This is a genomic window from Streptomyces sp. NPDC033270, from assembly GCF_055576575.1.
Genome location: NZ_JBVIRA010000001.1, coordinates 296,776 through 313,197, shown reverse-complemented (window position 1 = coordinate 313,197; position 16,422 = coordinate 296,776). Strand labels below are relative to the sequence as shown.

Genomic DNA, 16,422 nt, shown 5'->3' with positions numbered 1-16,422 from the left:
CCCTACCCTACAGCGAGTCACATGTCCGGGCAGCGTTCCGCAGGATTCTCAGGACTCACGCTGACCACTTGCCGACTTCCCTGACACATCGCCAGGTCCAATCGGGAGGGCTGCGCCCACCCGTCCACTCCCCCACCGCGACGACATCGCCAGCCTACGCAACGCTCCTCGGAGGCTCGCCGTGATCGCTGTCACTCCAGCATTCAGTGGCGAGCCCGTCGGGCACTCACCGGCCTGCGCGGCGCCGGAAATATACGTACGTCACCAGCCCCAGCAACGGTCCCCAGGCGAGCAACGGCAGATAGCAGGCCGTCAGGACGACTCCTTCGGTCACCGTGTGGCCGGGAGGAAATCCACAGAAAAGGATGCTGAGGAAGAAGTAGTACACGACGCCCATGGACGCCAGGGCACCCAGCGCGGCCGGAATCACCGCAGCGAGCGGGCGCACAGGGCACCCGCCCAGCCGTGGGATCCATCGCGGCACCACCTCCCCCCAAGGCTGAACCAGCCCCAAGGTGAGCAACCCGAGCCCCTCGGAGACCACGAAGAGCACGATCAGATACAGGTCGAGCCCGGCACCATGCTCCCGCGCCCCGGCCGTGCCGAAGCCCGGGACGGCCAGCATCACGCCCATCCGCCACAGTCCCGACGGCAGAATGGCCAACGGAACAGCGTGCGCCGCCCTTCGCGTCCAGCGCGGTACGTCCAACGACGAGGATCCGATAGCGGGAGCTGGTGCGAAGTCCTCTTGCTCAGTCACCACTTCATGCTCTCCAACAGCTCCTGCCAGCACATCCTTCCAGCGGAGCAGCACAGCTCAGCCGAGTGGCGGAGACGTATGACCCCAGGGGGGATTCACCTGGCGGCACGACCTACCGGGCAACACACCGAGTAGTGGATCGCTTGGTGCTGCCAGCCCGCCCGAGCACGACTTGCGACGGACCATGGACGTCATCCTCTACGTCGACCGGACCGGGATCCCCTGGCGCCACCTCCCGCACGACTTCGCCGCCTGGCAGAAGGACGGCGTCTCCAACCAGCCCAACGGCCTGCTGCAGCGACTCGTGCGGGAACGGGAAGGAAGGGACACCGAGCCGAGCACCTGCATGCTGGACGCCCAAGCATCGAGACCTCCGCGAACGTGTATCCCGCCCGGCGCGCAGCGCCCCTATCGCGCACCACGTCGAAAGCCCACCAGTCCCTCGACTGCGCGCACTGGGTGCGCACAGAGACACCCGCTCAGCACACCTCGACCTCCGGCGTGCTCGCGGCCCGCCTTCTGACCCCTCACCTCGGCAGGTCCCTCACCAGCTGATCACAGGCAGCCGCCGTGCCCTGGCCGACCGCACCGCCCTGTGTACCCGCTGGTAGCGCGCCACCACCATCGTGGGCAGCAGCATCCACGCCATCCGCGCCCTGCTCAGCCTCCAAGGCACGCGATGCCCTGGAGGTCGAAAACCATGGTGCCGCTGCTTGGATTACCAGTGCGGCGCCTGGACGCTGCCGCCGCCCCAGAGCGGCCGGACGCCTCCGGAGACAAGAGCCGCAGGTCAGCGGCATCGTTGTCCGACACCCACACCCCTCGAGTGCGATGGCCGCCGGCCACGCCGCAGCGCCGTCCGGTGCACGCACCAGCAGGCGCCCGATCGCGCGAGCGCGGCATTAGCCGTAGACAGGAACTGTGAGTGAAAACCAGTAGGAACACGGCACCCACTAGTGCGCCTGCGGACGGGCACGTCCGGCAGACCAGTACCGAGGTCCACGGGCACCGTTTCCAGGCCCGCGAGGTGTGCCGACGAAGGGAGGCACCGTGACTGTGGTGCCGCAAGGCGGAGGACCCGTTTCCAGAGGCGGCGGGGGCTCCGGCAGCCTCTACGACATCCTCGACCTGATCTTGGACCGAGGTCTGGTCATCGACATCTTTGCCCGGGTGTCGCTGGTCGGCATCGAGATCCTCAAGATCGATGCCCGCATCGTCGTGGCCAGCGTAGACACCTACCTCCGGTTCGCGGAGGCCTGCAACCGGCTCGATCTGGAGGCCGGATCCAAGAAGCCCCAAGGCCTGCCTGACATGGTCGGTGAGATCACCGAGGGCGGCTCGCAGGGCCAAGCCAAGGGAGCCCTTAGCGGCGCCGTCGAAGCGGTGAGCGACGCCCTCAAGGGGAGCAGCGGCGAGGACGACGAGGAGCCCGAGGAGCCCGAGGACGAGGAAAGCCACAAGGAGCCCGTGCGAAAGCGGGAGCGACCGGCCCGCCGGCCGGTCCGGCGCCGAAAGGCATGAGCGATGGCCGACGGCACAGTCCTACCGCTGCAGTTCGGCTTCACGGCCAGGGATGACGACGCTGTCCGCACGGTGCTGGAGGAGGAGGCGGACGGTTTCACCGAGCGACTACGGTCGCTGGAAGGCTGCACCGAGTACCACCTCAAGGCCGCCCAGGACGAAGACGCGCTGCTCCGCCAGATCCTCGCCGCATCCGACGAGGCACGCAGCCTCAACGAGCAGATCAAAAGCGGTCACGGCGGTCCAGACCTACCGCTCACCCTCGGTGAAAGGGTCGCCCAGGAAGTGCAAGCCCGCCAGGACCGTCTCTCCACGTCGATCGTCCAGGCGCTGCGGAGTCTGACCCGGGACGAACGCATGGCACAGCCCACGGGCGCCGACTTCCTGAGCGTGTCCTTCCTGGTGGACCGGGAGCACGAAGACCGCTGAGGATCCGGCTTCGGGCCCGCCGGGGTGTTGCGGTCTCACGTCGGCGACTCCTGCGACGCCGTGCCGATGGAGGCGAGGCGTTCCAGGCGCCGCGGTTGCAGCGCCTGGCCTTCAATCGCCTCGCCCGATCAGCACCCGCAGGGCTCCCTCGGGCGTGTCCGCCAGCAGCTCGGCGTAGTCCATGCCGCGATAGACCGAGCCATGGGGGGTCATGGCCAGATACTGGTTGCGGACGTTCGCCATGCCGAGGGGGTAGAGACGGGGCCCCCCGGTCTGCTCGCCGAGCACTTCGAAGATCTCCGCGTCCCACTTGGCCAGCAGGGGGTCGAACCGGAACTCCATCCAGGACGAAGCCCCGACCGGTTTCCCGGGGGCGAACGCCAGCCCGCCGAACTCGGCGAGAAAGCACCGCGCCGCGTCGTGGATCTCGAACCCATCGTGCTCGAGCAGGATGGCTTCCCATGTCCCGGTGGGCACAGACCGGCCCGGGTACCACCCGGCGGCACGCAGCACCCGGTGGGTCTGTGCGGTCCACCGCTGATCGCTGTTGCCGCCCTCCACCCGCTGGCCGCGTGGATCCCGCGCCGGGGTGGACCCAGCCGCGACCAAGGGCAGGGGGACGTTGAAGCAGCGGGTCTCGACAAGCTTGTTCAGCGCCTCGTCAGGAGCCTCCGCCAGCAGCTGGACGGTGTCCTCCCCGAGCGGCGCCAGGTAGACCGCACCGCTCGGGGCGATGGCCAGGTGGCTGGTGCGGCGGTTGGCCTGGCCGACGGGGTAGAGCGAGACCCCGGCTCGTTGACTGAGCCGGGCGAAGGTCTCTGCGTCCCACTCGGCCGTGAGGGGGTCCAGCCGGAAAGGCGACTGAGCCGTGACCGGACCCGGCGGCCAGCCGTCGTTCACCAGCGCGCCGAACTCTGCAAGGAAGCGCCGCGCGGCCTTGTGCATCTCGAAGCCGCCGTGCTCGCGCAGGATGGCTTCCCAGGTGTCGGTGGGGACCGAGCGGCCTGGGTACCACCCCGACTTCCGCAGCACAGAGTCGGTCGCTGCGGACCACCGCGGCTGGAATTCCACTGGCATCCTTGAAGTGAGGTCATGTGGCGCCACATGCACGTGAACTGGGGGACGTTGACGATCGCGGCTGGATCGCCTGGCGCTTCCCGCGCAATTATCTTCTGTCGGCACCGATCGTGGGCTATAAGAGACGGTCGGCGCCCAGTAGGGCCGGATCCTGTACTAGCGTCAAGTCAAGTGACCAGGTGCCAGGCGTGGGCGGAGACGGGATACACCAGGTTTTGGGGGACGGGCATGACGACGACCGCGTCATCGGACAGTACACCGGAGCCGGAGCCGGGCAGTGGCGGTGGCACCCCTGGTGAGCCCACCGGGCAGAGCGGGGACTCGCCGTCCGCTCCCGCTCCTGCGCAGGTGCCGCAGCAGAGCTCTGCCGGCTTGGGGGGCGGCCCCCGGGAGAGCATCTGGGCGATCGTCGCCGAGGCGCTCGGCCTGGCGCCCGGAGCCTCCCGGCGCAGGAAAGTGGTGTTGTTACTGGTGATGGTGGCGATCCCGCTCCTGGTCGTTTTCCGGGACACGCTGATTGACTACGTCATGATCAAGCCGAACGTGGCCAGAGAGAACGATTCCAACAAGGAGTACGACGCCTCCCAGTTGCCCTTCACGGTGTCCGTACAGCCCGAGAACGGCGAACCCCGTCAATGGGCCATGCTTCTCGACCGGGAACTGACCACCGACGAGGCGCGGAAACTGACGGCCAGCAAGGACAGTTCGACCGCCTTCTCGTATCTGAAGGCACTGGGCGGCCACCCGCTCTCGTACGCGGCCCTGCTGGAACACGCCCCCAAGCGGTACACGCAGCAGCACGCGTCAACCTGGCGCATGGAACTCTCCGACACGTTCAAGATGATCGTGCTGAGCACTCGGTCCTCCCCCGTGGTCATCAACGACTGGAAAGTCACCGACGTCACCTGCCGGAAGAGCACGGCGCAGACGGTCGTCGCCTATCCACCGCAGGGTGGAGCCACCTACCAGGGGGTCCGGCTCCACATTCCGCCCCGCGCTGACGAACCCGTGCTGACCGACGACGCCGAGGGACAGGGCGAGCCCTACTTCGGCACCCACTACATCGAGGTCGGAGGCGGCCAGCCCTCGGGCGGGATCAGGGCGGAGGCGATCGCACCACCGGGGCAGTCGTGCGAGTGGGGCATCAGCGTCCACTACAACGACTCCTACCAGAAGGGGAGATGGGTCCAGCTGAAGGACGGGAAGGGGAAGCCGCTGCGCACCCGGACGGAGTCCGTACCCGTAAACCCCAAGCAGAAGTGGGTCTTCGGCTCCGTGCCCTGGACGCCGTGCCATGAGAAGCCCAAGGAGCCGATGTGCGGCCTTCTGTAGCCGGCAAGGTCGTGGCTCTCGTTCTCCTGGCCTTACTGTGCGTCCAGGCATGCAGCCCACAGCCGAGCAAGGAGAAACGGGACTCCACGCCGTCAGCGCCCTACCTGGGCAATCGCGGATACGCCCTTGCGGACAGCCCGTTCACCCGCAAGGGCACGGTCGTCACCGCCACGTGCAGCATGGGCGCACGCTATGCCGGCATTTCGGTTCAGGCCTGGGATCCCGAGACGTGGCAACCGCGCGCGGAGCGGCAGTTCCCCATTCCGAGCGACGCCGCGTTCACCAACTATCCGGGCGCCAAGGTGGTCAACAGCCCTCTCGTGGACCTCTGCGGGGTAAGCCCGGACGCACCGTCCCCCTACCCCGTGAGCAGTTTGGAGTACACGGCTCCCCGGGTACGAGCCCTCTTCGACCTGGCGTTTACTCGCATGGCGGTAGTCCTCCGGGACCCCGCCGGCAAGACCACCAGCCACGTCGGCTTCGTGACGGGTGGCGCCGACCAGAACCAGGTCGTGCGCCTGGGCGGTGCGGCGCGTGACGACGAGCAGAACGCGGTGATGTCGCCCGACGGGCGCAGTGTGTGGTTCACGTACACGGCTCATGACGGCAGGAAGAGGATCGGTTCTCGGTCCGTGACGGGGGACCACCGCCTGTCGGACCAGGGCCCGGCCGTCGGACACGGCGTCCCCCTCACCGTCTCGGGCAAACCACCGCGTGCTGTCCAGGCGAACATGGTGCGCTTCGCGCCGAACGGGCGCCGGCTCACGGCGAACGCGCCGAAGGTCTTCGGGAACGTCTTCGACACCTGGAACTCCTCGGGCCCGCTCACGGGGGCATCGGCGCACGGCGCCACTCTGCTGAGCGGATGTGTCGGCGTCGTGGGCTGGACCGGTGACGACCGGGTGCTGTGCCGCACATCGTCCGGCTCCTTCCAGGCTGTGGACGCCCGTACCGGCCGTGCCGCAGACGCCCCGATCAGCGTGGTCGGCCCGCATGACGGGACCGTCGCGGAGGGAATGCTGGTCTCGGCGGACGGGAAGAAGTTCATCGTCTCCGTCCATCAGCCCAATGACCGGAAGAGGGAGGGAGCGGAGTACGAGGGCCCCGATTTCGGGGTGGTGCCGACCACTCCCGGAGGATCGAGGAGCCGTATCTCCAGCAATCTCCTGAGCATGGAGACGATGTTTCTGGAGTGGTGGTGAATTCGGTGTGGCTTCGGCTCGGCGGCGGTGGCTGCGGTCGGGGGTGTTCAGCGGCTAATAGCTAGATGAGCGGATTCCAGGGGCGCATGACGCCCGGGAGCGTCCGTCCCGAGGCCATCCCCACCATGGCTGGGCTGCTCGTCGCCGCCGGTACCGCGGGCGTAGCCGGTCAGCTGGAGGCGGCTACGGGCCACACATCAGGTTGCCGACGGTGCGGATCCACTGCGCACGGTCGACCTGCCGCTGCATGTGGTCTGGTCGAGCCGCCGCTCCGACAGCCCAGTACCACCGTCCTGGTCGTGCTGCTCACCGGCTGGGCGCCTCGTCCACGGCCGGCGTGGTGCAGCGCGAGACTACCCAGTGGCTGACCTTGGCGGCTGCGGCGGCGCGCTGTATGACGGCAGGTCAGCCCAGGCGTCCGAGGGCGAGCAGATCGAGCGGTGTGGGGCAGGCCCGGGAGGATCGCCGGCTGGGGCGGCGGCACCGGGGGGGGGGGGGGGGGGGGGGGGGGGGGGGGGGGGGGTGGGGGGGGGGGGGGGGGGGGGGGCCCGCCCCCCCCCCCCCCCCCCCCCCCCTCTGGCCCGTCCGGTCAGTCCTTGCCGAGCAGCTTGTTCATCCGGGCGATCTCGGCGCTCTGGGAGGAGATGATGTCGCCGGCCATGTCCTTGGCGGGCTGGTAGCCGCCGTCGGCCTGCTCGCTCCTGGCCATCTCGACCGCGCCTTCATGGTGCTTGATCATCATCTTGAGGAACGCGGTGTCGAACGCCTTGCCGGAGGACTTCTCCAGTGCGTCCATCTCCTCGGCCGCCATCATCCCGGACATGGAGCCCATGGAGTGCCCGGCGTGGTCGCCGCCGCCGTGCTCCGCGGGCACCTGCTCGCCCCAGGAGGTCAGCCATCCGGACAGCGTCTTGATCTCCGGGTCCTGGGCCTTCTTGATCTCCCCGGCGAGCTTCTCGACCTCGGCGGAGCGGGTACGGCTCGCGACGAGTTCGGCCATCTGCACCGCCTGGCGGTGGTGCGGGATCATCCCCGTCGCGAAGGTGACGTCGGCGGCGTTGTGCCCGCCCTTCTTGGCGGAGGCCGACGCGGTGGGCGCAGCCTTGTCGTGGCCACCGTGGCCGGCCGAGCTGTCGTCGGTTCCGCCGCAGGCGGCGAGTACGACGGCGGCGGTGGCCGCGGCCGCCACGGCGACGGCGCGGCGGATCAGGGAACGGCGTGCGGTCATGGTGAAGCAACTCCTGTGCGTATGTGCGTGATTCGGGCTCAACAGGCGAGGACACCGGCCGAGGGGCCGGGTCGCCGGAGCGGCCCTATATGCGCAGGAGTTGCAGTTCGCTCAGTGAGGGTGGGGCGCGCCCGCCCAGGGACGCCGCCGGCACCGCTAGCGGCGCGGCCGCGCTGACGCAGGTGGCCGTGCCGGCCGGGGCCAGGGCGGGCAGTACGGGGGCCGCGCTCGTGCCGCCGGCCGCGCAGGTTCCGTCCGCGTGCTGGGCGTGCCCGCCGGCGCCGTCATGATGCGCGTGGGGACAGTCGCCGCAGCCCGTCGCTTCCATGGGCGCCAGGAACGCGGCGGGGGCCGCATGGTGGGCCGCCGGCGCGGCGTGCGCCGGTGCCGGAGCGACGGCAGGTGCCAGGCCGTGCATGGCCAGCACGCCCGCGAGCACGGCCAGCACCAGCAGCACACGGGCCCGCGCCCCATGGGGCCGGGCTGTGCGCCGCGAGTGCTGTCTCATGCCTGCATCGTAGACGGCGGGCGTCGGCAGCCGTCATCCGGCCGTCGCTGTGGCACGGGCCGGTCGGTGTGGGTCCGTCAACCGTGGATCACTCGGCCGGGACGGCAGCGCGACGCGTGGCCACGGCGTCGAAGAGGGCCCAGCCGTCCAGCTCTTCGGTCGCCGGATCGTCGGGACGCCACCCCTTGGCCAGCGCTTCGTCGAGCAGGGCCCTGACGGTGCCCGGTTCGTGGAGGTTCAGGAACCGCCCGCCGGCCGTGCCGACCGCCCCGGCGTGCAGGTACCCGTCCGGGACGAGCCTGCCGGGACCCTCGCGGAAGTGGACGTGAAGCCGCCCCCTGGCCTCGAACAGGCGGATGTCGAGGGTTTCGCAGCAGTCCTCGTACCGGCGGCCGTTGCCCGGCACGCGGTGGGTGTGGCGCAGCGACCACAGGAAGGTCTGCCCGTCGACCACGAGACGCCGTGCCTTCTTTTCGCTGCGAGCCATCCGCCGATGGTAAGCCGGCGGCACCTTGCCGCAGTCGTGCGCGGCGACCGATGCCTCAACCGGCCGCCGCCTTCGTGGCGTTGCGGAGCGGACGCTCGCTCAGCCCATGCCGCCGGCGCCGAAGCCGGGCGTGGCGCTTCCGTTGGCGTTGCTCCAGTCGCGCCCGTTGCCGCTGCTCATGTCGCGGCCGGCTCCGCCGCTCATGTCGCGGCCACTGCCGTTGCTCATGTCGCGCCCGCCGGCGTTGCTCATGTCGCCTGCGCCGCTCCAGTCGCGCCCCTCCGAACCCGCGTCATTCCCGCCGGGGTTCGCGTCGCGTGCCTCGGGGCGCGAGTCGGCGGTCTGGGTGATGGTGCCGACGGCTTCGTCGCCACCGACGTCGGCGGCAGCTGTCCCCGCGGCGGTCAGGACGGTGACGGCAGCCAGAGCGGCCGCGGCCAGAGTGGCACGCACTCGCATTGCACTCTCCTATCAGTAGGTGTGGAATCACCCTTTTCCGACTACTTCGATATCCATACCGTCAGTGACGACATGCACACGGATGGACCACTGCGGATGCCCGATGTGCGTCATTGAGGTAGAGGGAATCCCGATGCGGGCGCGGGCATGAGGGCGGGACCTCCGGATCGAGGCCCCGCCCTCATGTCCTCGCGGCCTTACGGCCTTACGGGCCGCAACCGCGCGCTCAGCCGGCGGCGGCGCCGAACCACCGCGGCAGCCGCTCGACCAGATCCCGCTGGTCCTCACCGACCCACGCCACATGGCCGTCCGGCCGCAGCAGCACCGCGGGCACGTCCAGTTCCTCGCTGACGTCGACGACGTGGTCGACCCGATCCGCCCAGCCCGCCACCGAGAGCCGGCCGGTCTGGTCCAGGAGCAGTCCGCGGCCGCCGTGCATCAGCTCGTAGAGGCGCCCCTCCTTCAGCTTCACGTCCCGCAGTCGCCGGCCGAGGAGTTCATGGCCCTCGCCGAAGTCGTAGTGGACCCCGACCGCGGTGACCATCCCTGTGACGTACCGGTTCACCTCCTCGAAGTCCATCAGCTTCGAGAACAGCTCCCGCAGCGCGGTCGCCCCCGGATCGGTCCCCAGCAGCGTCATCTGCGCGCGGGTGTTGTCCAGCACGCGGGCGCCCACCGGGTGCCGTTCGGCGTGGTAGCTGTCCAGCAGCCCCTCGGGAGCCCAGCCGTTGACCGCGGCGGCCAGCTTCCAGCCGAGGTTGAACGCGTCCTGCACGCCGAGGTTGAGCCCCTGCCCGCCGGTCGGCGGGTGGATGTGCGCAGCGTCACCGGCCAGCAGCACCCGGCCGACCCGGTAGCGCTCGGCCTGCCGGGTGGCGTCGCCGAACCGGGACAGCCAGCGCGGCGAGTGCACACCGAAGTCGGTGCCCGCGTAGGCCCGCAGCTGCTGCTTGAACTCTTCGAGGGTCGGCTCGGCCGCACGGTCCTCGGCCACCCCGTCGGCGGGCACGACGATGCGGCACACCCCGTCCTCGTCGGGGTCGGTGACACCGAAGCGCAGTTGGGTCCTGTTGACCTCCTTGACGGCGGCGGCGATCGTCGCCTGATCCTCCGTCACCTCCATTTGCCCCAGCAGCGTCTCGACCGTGGCCGGCTCGCCGGGGAAATCGACGCCGATCAGCTTGCGCACCGCACTGCGGCCGCCGTCACATCCGACCAGGTAGCGCGAGCGCAACCGCGTGCCCGCCCCGGCCTCCACGCCCTCATCGCCGGAGGTGCCCCTACTCGCCAGCTCGACGGTCACCCCGTCCTCGTCCTGGCTCACCCCGACCACTTCGCAGCCGCGCCGGACCTCGGCGCCGAGTTCGAGGGCGCGCTCGTTGAGCAGCCGCTCGGTGACCGGCTGCGGGGTGGCGACACCGTAGGGGTGCGCCGTGTCCAACCGGTCCGGCCACGGCTTCGCGATGCCGCCGAAGAGACCACCGACCTGGTACTTCTCGCTGGTCGCGAGGAACCGGTCGAGCAGGCCGCGCTGGTCCATCATCTCGACGCTGCGTGCGTGCAGGCCCTGTCCCCGGGACTGCTTGGTCGGCTCGGTCAGCTTCTCCAGCACGACCACGCGCACTCCGGCCAGGCGCAACTCGCAGGCCAGCATCAAGCCGGTCGGCCCACCGCCGGCAATGATCACGTCGATCAACGCAACCCCTCACTCAGTGACAACAATTTCCCTGCAGCCGGATCCGCGGATTCTGGCTGAGGAGGGTGATTCTGCGCCATGACCGGGGCCTTGCCACAAGCCCCCCGGTGCGCTATATGTTGAGAGTGGCAAGGAGTGGATATCCCTCCTTGCCTTTGTTTTTTTGTCGTCCGCTGCGCACGGACGGCACAGCCGTGATGGGGCCCCGTTTCCATGTCGTTATGCGGGACCAATGGGGCAAGTGACGTGGTCTGCGACATAAGTGGTTTGGGGTGTCTTGACGAACTCCCGAGGCCGCAGGAAGCTGAGCCGCCCCCCACGGCAACCTTCCTCTTTCACCGTTGGAATGCCCATGCGCCCGCTCGTTTTCGCAGGTTCGCTCACGGCCGCCGTGGCCGCGCCCCTGCTGCTCGCCTCTTCCGCTTACGCCACCCCCGGCGACAACGGCACCGTGAAGATCCACGATGCCCGCACCGGGGCGGAGCTTCGTAAGAACGAGCCCCACGTGTGCACCTTCTACCTCGACGCCTTCGGCTTCGACACCGGACAGCGGGTCGACTGGCATATCGAGGCCTGGGCCCCGACCGCCGGCGTCAAGGGCGAGACCGTGAAGTCCGGTGCCCTGACGCTCGACGGCGAGGGACACGGCCGTACGCAGGACCTGTCCCTGCCCGACGGCCACTACAAACTCTTCTGGAACTTCGACGGCGAGCACGGCCGGGCCAAGCACAAGGTCTTCTGGACCGACTGCGAGGACGACACCCAGACGGGCGGCGGCAAGCCCTCGACGCCCGCCACCCCGTCCACCTCCGAAGAGGCGACCGCCACGCCCACCCCCACCTCGTCCGCCCCCGCGGACACCGCCCCGACCCCCGCGGCCTCGCCGTCACCGTCCGCGCCGAGCGGCGGCGACCTCGCCGAGACCGGCAACGGCGCCCCCGTCGGCCTGCTGGCCACGACGGCCGCCGGGCTCGTCGCGGCCGGCGGCTATCTGGTCCTGCGCCGTCGCAAGGCGCAGCAGCAGCACTGATTCGGCGGGGCCCCCGTGCCGGGTGCGGGCACGGGGGCCTTTCCGCTGCCTTCCCGACTCCGTTTCAGCCGGCTCTCTCCCGCGTCAGCATCGCGGCCACTGCCGCCCGGTCGATCTTGCCGTTCGGATTGAGCGGCAGCGCCTGAAGCGCCGTCAGGGTCTCGGGCACCATGTACCCGGGAAGCCGCTCGCGCAGCGCGGCGCCCACCCGGTCCGCGTCCGGCACCTCGTGGCCGGTCCCGCTGTAGGCGGCCACCAGGTGGGTGCCGTGTGCCGTCGGCCGGGCCAGCACCACCGCGTCGGCCACCCCCGGATGCTGCCGCAACGCCGCCTCCACCTCGCCCAGCTCCACGCGGTAGCCGTGCAGTTGCACCTGCTGGTCGAGCCGTCCCAGGTGCACCAGCTCACCGGAGGTGTGCCGGGTGACCCGGTCTCCCGTGCGGTACCAGTGCGCCTCGGTGAGGGCGGCACCAGGGGCGCAGAGCGCGGCGTCCGGCGTCAGGAAGCGGCCCTCGTCGTCCTTCGCGTCGAGGTAGCCGTGGAAGCGCTGGGGGCCCCGTACGCACAACTCGCCCTCGTGGAGCAGGATGTCGGCGCCGGGGTGGGGGGTGCCGATCGGCACCGTCCCGTTGGCCGTCCGCGGCCAGTCGTCCTCGGACTCCGGCAGCCGGTAGGTGGCGCAGGTGACGGTCAGTTCGGTCGGCCCGTAGCCGTTGTCCACGCTGCTGCCGGGCGCGGCGCGGCGCCAGGCCCGCGCCTGCTGATAGGTCAGCGGTTCGCCGCAGAACATGCTGTGCCGCAGGGTCGGCATGCTGTCCGGCTTCAGCGCGCGCAGCCGGCCCGCGAGGGTGATGACGGAAGGCACCGAGTTCCAGTGGGTGATGCCGCGCTGCCGGATGAAGCGGACCGGTGCGAGCACCTCGTCACGGGTCGGCACCACCAGCGCCGCCCCCGACCCCCAGGCGACGAACATGTCGAAGACCGAGGGGTCGAAGGTCAGGTCGAAGGTCTGCGAGAGCCGGGCGCCGGGCCCGGCCGCCGCACGCGGTACGACGTGCTCCAGATAGGCGGCCACATTGCGGTGCCGCACCGGCACCCCCTTGGGCCTGCCGGTGGACCCGGAGGTGAACAGGATGTACGCGATGCCGTCCGGGTCCGCCGCCTCCGGGGGCAGTCCGGAGCCGTCCCGGGCCGGCGTCCCGCGCCGTGCGGACGCCGCGTCCGCGCTCCGGTCCTCGGGCTGCCACACCGGCGCCGCGATCCCGGTCGGGTCGCCGTTGCCGTCGGTGATCACGGCGTCGAGTGCCGCCGCCTCGGCGACGGCGGCATTGCGGTGCGCCGGGAAGGCCGTGCCCAGGGGCACGATCGTGGCACCCAGGCGCTGTACCGCCAGATATCCGGCGTAGGCGACGACGGTGCGGGAGGCCAGCAGCCCGACCCTGTAGGGCACTTGGCCGTTCAGGTGCCGCAGCAGGCCGGCCGCGATCCGCTCGGCCTCGGCGGCCAGCCCGGCGTAGTCGAGCGCTCGGCCGTCCACTTCCAGGGCGGTGGCGCCGGGACGGGCGGCGGCCGCCGTCGCGAACCAGTCGTACAGGGTGCGGCGGGCGCTCATGCGGCGTCCGCCCGCAACGGGCCGTGGCAGGCGGTCCGTATCTCCGAGGGGGCCTGCGGGTCGAGCTCCAGCTCGTGCAGCCAGGCCGCGTCCGGCGAGTAGCGCGCCCTGAACGGGCGTCCCACCAGGGCCGGGTCACGGGCCTGCAGCATCCTCAGCTGGAACCAGCGGCCCTGCCGCGTCTCCTCGACCCCGTCCACGGCGACCTTGCCCGGCGTCGCGGACATCACCGGGCCGCGTACCGTGCGGGCCAGGCCCGGCAGCGTGCGGTAGGCGTCCTGGAAGATCCGTGCAGCCCGGGCCAGCGGCACCTTGAAGTACTCCTGGGGGCCGGTGTCGCGCTCCACGAACATGTAGTACGGCACGACTCCCGCGGCCAGTTCGGCGCGCCACAGCCCGTTCCACACCTCGGCGTCGTCATTGACGTGCGCGATCAGCGGGGCCTGGCCGTAGACGACGGCTCCCGTGGCGCGGATCCGGCGCAGGGCCCGCTGGGCGAGGTCCGTCGCCAGCTCCCGCGGATGGCTGAAGTGCGCCATCACCGCGAGCTGCCGCCCGGAGGCCACCACCTTCTCGAACAGCCGCAGTACCTCGTCGGCGTCCTGGTCGGTGACGAAGCGCTGCGGCCAGTAGGCGACCGATTTGGTGCCGATCCGGATCGTCCGGACCGTCTCCACGTCCAGTAGCGGCTCCAGGTGCGTCCGCAGGCGTTCCGTCGTCATCACCATCGGGTCGCCGCCGGTGACCAGTACGTCGTGCACATCGGGGTGCTCGGCGAGGTAGCGGATCAGGCCCGAGGGGTCGGGGGCGGCGAAGCGCAGGTCCGCGTCGCCGATGAACTGCGCCCACCTGAAGCAGTAGGTGCAGTAGGCGTGGCAGGTCTGCCCCTGCGTGGGGAAGTACAGGACGGTTTCGCGGTACTTGTGCTGCAGGCCGGGCAGCGACACCCCCTCCTGTACGGGCACGTTGAGCTGCTGCTGACCCGACGGGTGGGGGTTGAGCCGGTCCCGGATGGCGGTGACGGCCTCCCGCAGCAGCGGTTTGTCGGCCGGGTCCGCGGAGAGCTTGGCGAGCTGCCGTTCGTCCTCGGCCGTCAGCATGCCGCGCTGCGGGAAGGTCAGTTGGAACAGCGGGTCCGCCGTGCCGCGGTCCCAGTCGATCAGGTGCTCCAGGACGTAGCCGTTGACCCGGAAGGGCAGCACCAGCGAGATCCGCCGCACGGTTTCGCGTACCTCGGGTGCCAGTCCGTAGCGGTCGGCGATCTCGTCGATGTGCCGCGGTCCGAAGGCCCGGAAGCGTTCGCCGCGCGGCGGCGGGCCGGGGACCGGCCGGCTCGTGGGCGTCATCGTGTCCCCTCGGCGTCGTTCTTCTTGCGGAACAGCTCGTCGCCCAGGACGAGGAAGTCCAGGTCCATGGCCCGGAAGGCGGCCAGGGCGTCGGCGCGGGTGTTGACGATGGGCTCGCCCTTGCCGTTGAAGGAGGTGTTGAGCAGCACCGGCGGCACCCCGGCGCGCTCCAGTGCGTCGAGGACGGCGCCCACCGCGGGGGCCTCGTCACCGTGCAGTACCTGCGGCCTGGTGGTGCCGTCGACGTGGACCACCCCGGGAGCGACCCGCCGCCCCAGTTCGGTGGCCTTGGCCGCGCCCAGCATGTAGCGGCTGAGGTGCTCCTGCGGCTCCCACAGGCGGGCGCCGTAACCGGGGCGGGTCACCCCTGCGAACGGGCGCCACTGCTCCCGGTCCTTGATGACGTTCACCCGGGTGTTGACCTCGGCGGTGTCGGGCACGGCGATGATGGACCGCCGGCACAGCGCGCGCGGCCCCACTTCGGCCCGCCCCTGGGCGACGGCGCCGACGTGCCCGTCCAGCAGCAGCGCGGTGACCTGGTCGATGTCCAGGTCCGAGCGCACCAGGTCGGCGGTGTCGGGCGCGGCGGACCGCGGGCCGGCGGGCCCGTCGATGTCGGTGCCGAGGTACGGGGTGAGGGGCCGTCCGGTGCGGTGCTTGGGCGGGTTGACGAACCAGGCGGCGCCCAGGGCCACTCCGGCGTCGTGCGGCACCGGCGGCACGTACAGCGGCCCGGGCAGGGTGCCGTTGGTGCTGCAGTTCAGTGCCACTCCGCCGGCCAGGCAGAGTTCGTCGACGCCGGAGAGTTTGCGCGTCGTGGCGGCCAGCGCGGTGACGGTCTCCTCCACGATGCGCTGGGCGGTGTAGGCGACCAGGACAGCCTTGGGGTCTTCGGCCAGGCGCCTCTCCGGCAGGGTGGGGCCGGTCGCCCCGGCGAGCTTCGTGTAGCGCTCCCGCCAGGCCGCGACGGTGGTGTCGTACTGCTCCTTGATCTCGTCGGCGGTGGCGTGGCCGGTGCTCTCCTCCAGCGGGCCGACGGCGAGACGGAAGTCGTCGGCGGAGAGGTCGACCAGGGACGCGACGGCGGTGCCCCGGGCCCGGCCGTAGGCGGCCAGCCCCATGGTCTTGCCCGCGTTGAGGAACGAGAAGCCGAGCCAGGTGGACGCCGCGTCGTAGGCGTAACCGAGCGAGGAGGTGCGTGGCCAGGTGCGCTCCAGGCGGGGTTCGGCGCCGTCCTCGAAGGTCCAGACGGTCGACGACTCGTTCTCGCCGTGTCCGTCGACGACCAGGACGCCGGCCTTGCTGAACGGGGAGGCGTAGAAGGAGGAGGCGGCGTGTGCGGCGTGGTGCGGCACCCGCACCACGGACGGCGGCCGCCCGCCGAAGTCGAGCCCCACGGCGAAGGCGAGGAAGTCGGCGTCGTCGGTGAAGCGTCCGGGGTAGAGCTGCCGGGTGTTCCAGCCCACGGCCACCACGTCGATGTCGGCGGCCGTGATGCCGGCCTGTTGAAGGCAGAATCGGGCGGCGTTGAGGGGTTTGCGGTACAAGGAGTGGCGCACCCGGTTGCAGCGCTCCTCCTCGGAGAAGGCGATGACCTCCCCCTCGCCGTTGACGAGGCAGGCGGCCGTGTCGTGCCACCCGGTGGGGGGCGCGTTGACACCGAGAATCCACATGGACGGCTCTCCGTAGGGGTCGTGGGATGGGGTGGGGTCGCAGGCGGGCTCGTCGCATGCGG

The 16,422-nt window shown here is 70.6% G+C and carries 15 protein-coding genes and 1 pseudogene; 6 read left to right on the top strand and 10 right to left on the bottom strand.

Annotated elements, in window-relative coordinates; genetic code table 11:
* Positions 1–226 precede the first annotated feature (226 nt).
* Positions 227–664, bottom strand: coding sequence for a hypothetical protein (locus ACZ5XZ_RS01405; protein ID WP_468973383.1), 438 nt, complete (start codon positions 662–664; stop codon positions 227–229).
* Between the two features lie 196 nt (positions 665–860).
* Between ACZ5XZ_RS01405 and ACZ5XZ_RS01400 the strand changes: the two are divergent.
* The 3 genes and pseudogenes from ACZ5XZ_RS01400 to ACZ5XZ_RS01390 all read left to right on the top strand — a co-directional run.
* Positions 861–1,144 (top strand): annotated as a pseudogene (locus ACZ5XZ_RS01400) (transposase); the annotation flags it as partial.
* 666 nt (positions 1,145–1,810) lie between these two features.
* Positions 1,811–2,281 (top strand): gas vesicle structural protein GvpA, encoded by a 471-nt coding sequence (locus tag ACZ5XZ_RS01395; protein ID WP_468973381.1) that lies wholly within the window; start codon positions 1,811–1,813, stop codon positions 2,279–2,281.
* 3 nt (positions 2,282–2,284) lie between these two features.
* Positions 2,285–2,710: a GvpL/GvpF family gas vesicle protein gene (locus ACZ5XZ_RS01390; protein ID WP_468973379.1), complete on the top strand. Its 426-nt coding sequence runs from the start codon at positions 2,285–2,287 to the stop codon at positions 2,708–2,710.
* Positions 2,711–2,821: 111 nt separating this feature from the next.
* Here the strand turns inward: ACZ5XZ_RS01390 and ACZ5XZ_RS01385 are convergent, their stop codons facing one another.
* Complete coding sequence (locus tag ACZ5XZ_RS01385) at positions 2,822–3,787, bottom strand: SUKH-3 domain-containing protein (protein ID WP_468973377.1); 966 nt, start codon at positions 3,785–3,787, stop codon at positions 2,822–2,824.
* 228 nt (positions 3,788–4,015) lie between these two features.
* Here ACZ5XZ_RS01385 and ACZ5XZ_RS01380 point away from each other — a divergent pair, with 228 nt between their 5' ends.
* Together ACZ5XZ_RS01380 and ACZ5XZ_RS01375 are read left to right on the top strand one after the other, a co-directional pair.
* A complete protein-coding gene (locus ACZ5XZ_RS01380) occupies positions 4,016–5,119 on the top strand; it encodes a hypothetical protein (RefSeq protein ID WP_468973375.1) in 1,104 nt (367 codons plus the stop codon).
* Complete coding sequence (locus tag ACZ5XZ_RS01375; RefSeq protein ID WP_468973373.1) at positions 5,104–6,321, top strand: hypothetical protein; 1,218 nt, start codon at positions 5,104–5,106, stop codon at positions 6,319–6,321. Before ACZ5XZ_RS01380 ends, ACZ5XZ_RS01375 begins: the two co-directional genes overlap by 16 nt.
* Positions 6,322–6,910: 589 nt before the next feature.
* On the opposite strand, the gene ACZ5XZ_RS01370 is transcribed toward ACZ5XZ_RS01375, so the two are convergent.
* The 5 genes from ACZ5XZ_RS01370 to rox all read right to left on the bottom strand — a co-directional run bounded on the left by ACZ5XZ_RS01370 (position 6,911) and on the right by rox (position 10,699).
* On the bottom strand, positions 6,911–7,549 hold the full coding sequence (locus tag ACZ5XZ_RS01370) for a DUF305 domain-containing protein (RefSeq protein WP_468973372.1): 639 nt from the start codon (positions 7,547–7,549) through the stop codon (positions 6,911–6,913).
* An 85-nt stretch (positions 7,550–7,634) separates the two neighbouring features.
* A complete protein-coding gene (locus ACZ5XZ_RS01365; protein ID WP_468973370.1) occupies positions 7,635–8,057 on the bottom strand; it encodes a DUF6153 family protein in 423 nt (140 codons plus the stop codon).
* Between the two features lie 88 nt (positions 8,058–8,145).
* Entirely contained in the window at positions 8,146–8,544 is a 399-nt protein-coding gene (locus ACZ5XZ_RS01360; RefSeq protein ID WP_468973368.1) for a hypothetical protein, read from the bottom strand.
* Between the two features lie 99 nt (positions 8,545–8,643).
* Complete coding sequence (locus tag ACZ5XZ_RS01355) at positions 8,644–9,003, bottom strand: hypothetical protein (RefSeq protein WP_468973367.1); 360 nt, start codon at positions 9,001–9,003, stop codon at positions 8,644–8,646.
* A gap of 226 nt (positions 9,004–9,229) precedes the next feature.
* The gene (gene rox, locus ACZ5XZ_RS01350; protein ID WP_468973365.1) at positions 9,230–10,699 is read right to left on the bottom strand and encodes a rifampin monooxygenase; all 1,470 of its coding nucleotides are present in this window, start codon (positions 10,697–10,699) and stop codon (positions 9,230–9,232) included.
* Positions 10,700–11,051: 352 nt separating this feature from the next.
* Here rox and ACZ5XZ_RS01345 point away from each other — a divergent pair, with 352 nt between their 5' ends.
* On the top strand, positions 11,052–11,729 hold the full coding sequence (locus ACZ5XZ_RS01345; RefSeq protein WP_468973363.1) for a hypothetical protein: 678 nt from the start codon (positions 11,052–11,054) through the stop codon (positions 11,727–11,729).
* Positions 11,730–11,793: 64 nt separating this feature from the next.
* On the opposite strand, the gene ACZ5XZ_RS01340 is transcribed toward ACZ5XZ_RS01345, so the two are convergent.
* Genes ACZ5XZ_RS01340 through ACZ5XZ_RS01330 form a run of 3 tightly spaced genes read right to left on the bottom strand, consistent with a single transcriptional unit; the run spans position 11,794 to position 16,360 of the window.
* Complete coding sequence (locus ACZ5XZ_RS01340; RefSeq protein WP_468973361.1) at positions 11,794–13,341, bottom strand: AMP-binding protein; 1,548 nt, start codon at positions 13,339–13,341, stop codon at positions 11,794–11,796.
* Positions 13,338–14,687, bottom strand: coding sequence for a KamA family radical SAM protein (locus tag ACZ5XZ_RS01335; RefSeq protein WP_468973359.1), 1,350 nt, complete (start codon positions 14,685–14,687; stop codon positions 13,338–13,340). Before ACZ5XZ_RS01335 ends, ACZ5XZ_RS01340 begins: the two co-directional genes overlap by 4 nt.
* Positions 14,684–16,360, bottom strand: a complete 1,677-nt coding sequence (locus ACZ5XZ_RS01330) for a carbamoyltransferase C-terminal domain-containing protein (protein ID WP_468973357.1) — start codon at positions 16,358–16,360, stop codon at positions 14,684–14,686. Before ACZ5XZ_RS01330 ends, ACZ5XZ_RS01335 begins: the two co-directional genes overlap by 4 nt.
* Between the last annotated feature and the right edge of the window lie 62 nt (positions 16,361–16,422).

Excerpts from the sequence above, each read along its gene's own strand:
- ACZ5XZ_RS01365 (WP_468973370.1), bottom strand. The coding sequence starts at position 8,057 with ATGAGACAGCACTCGCGGCGCACAGCCCGGCCCCATGGGGCGCGGGCC.
- ACZ5XZ_RS01380 (WP_468973375.1), top strand. The coding sequence starts at position 4,016 with ATGACGACGACCGCGTCATCGGACAGTACACCGGAGCCGGAGCCGGGC.
- ACZ5XZ_RS01360 (WP_468973368.1), bottom strand. The coding sequence starts at position 8,544 with ATGGCTCGCAGCGAAAAGAAGGCACGGCGTCTCGTGGTCGACGGGCAG.
- ACZ5XZ_RS01345 (WP_468973363.1), top strand. The coding sequence starts at position 11,052 with ATGCGCCCGCTCGTTTTCGCAGGTTCGCTCACGGCCGCCGTGGCCGCG.
- ACZ5XZ_RS01335 (WP_468973359.1), bottom strand. The coding sequence starts at position 14,687 with ATGACGCCCACGAGCCGGCCGGTCCCCGGCCCGCCGCCGCGCGGCGAA.
- ACZ5XZ_RS01330 (WP_468973357.1), bottom strand. The coding sequence starts at position 16,360 with ATGTGGATTCTCGGTGTCAACGCGCCCCCCACCGGGTGGCACGACACG.
- ACZ5XZ_RS01355 (WP_468973367.1), bottom strand. The coding sequence starts at position 9,003 with ATGCGAGTGCGTGCCACTCTGGCCGCGGCCGCTCTGGCTGCCGTCACC.
- ACZ5XZ_RS01385 (WP_468973377.1), bottom strand. The coding sequence starts at position 3,787 with ATGCCAGTGGAATTCCAGCCGCGGTGGTCCGCAGCGACCGACTCTGTG.
- ACZ5XZ_RS01340 (WP_468973361.1), bottom strand. The coding sequence starts at position 13,341 with ATGAGCGCCCGCCGCACCCTGTACGACTGGTTCGCGACGGCGGCCGCC.
- ACZ5XZ_RS01370 (WP_468973372.1), bottom strand. The coding sequence starts at position 7,549 with ATGACCGCACGCCGTTCCCTGATCCGCCGCGCCGTCGCCGTGGCGGCC.
- ACZ5XZ_RS01390 (WP_468973379.1), top strand. The coding sequence starts at position 2,285 with ATGGCCGACGGCACAGTCCTACCGCTGCAGTTCGGCTTCACGGCCAGG.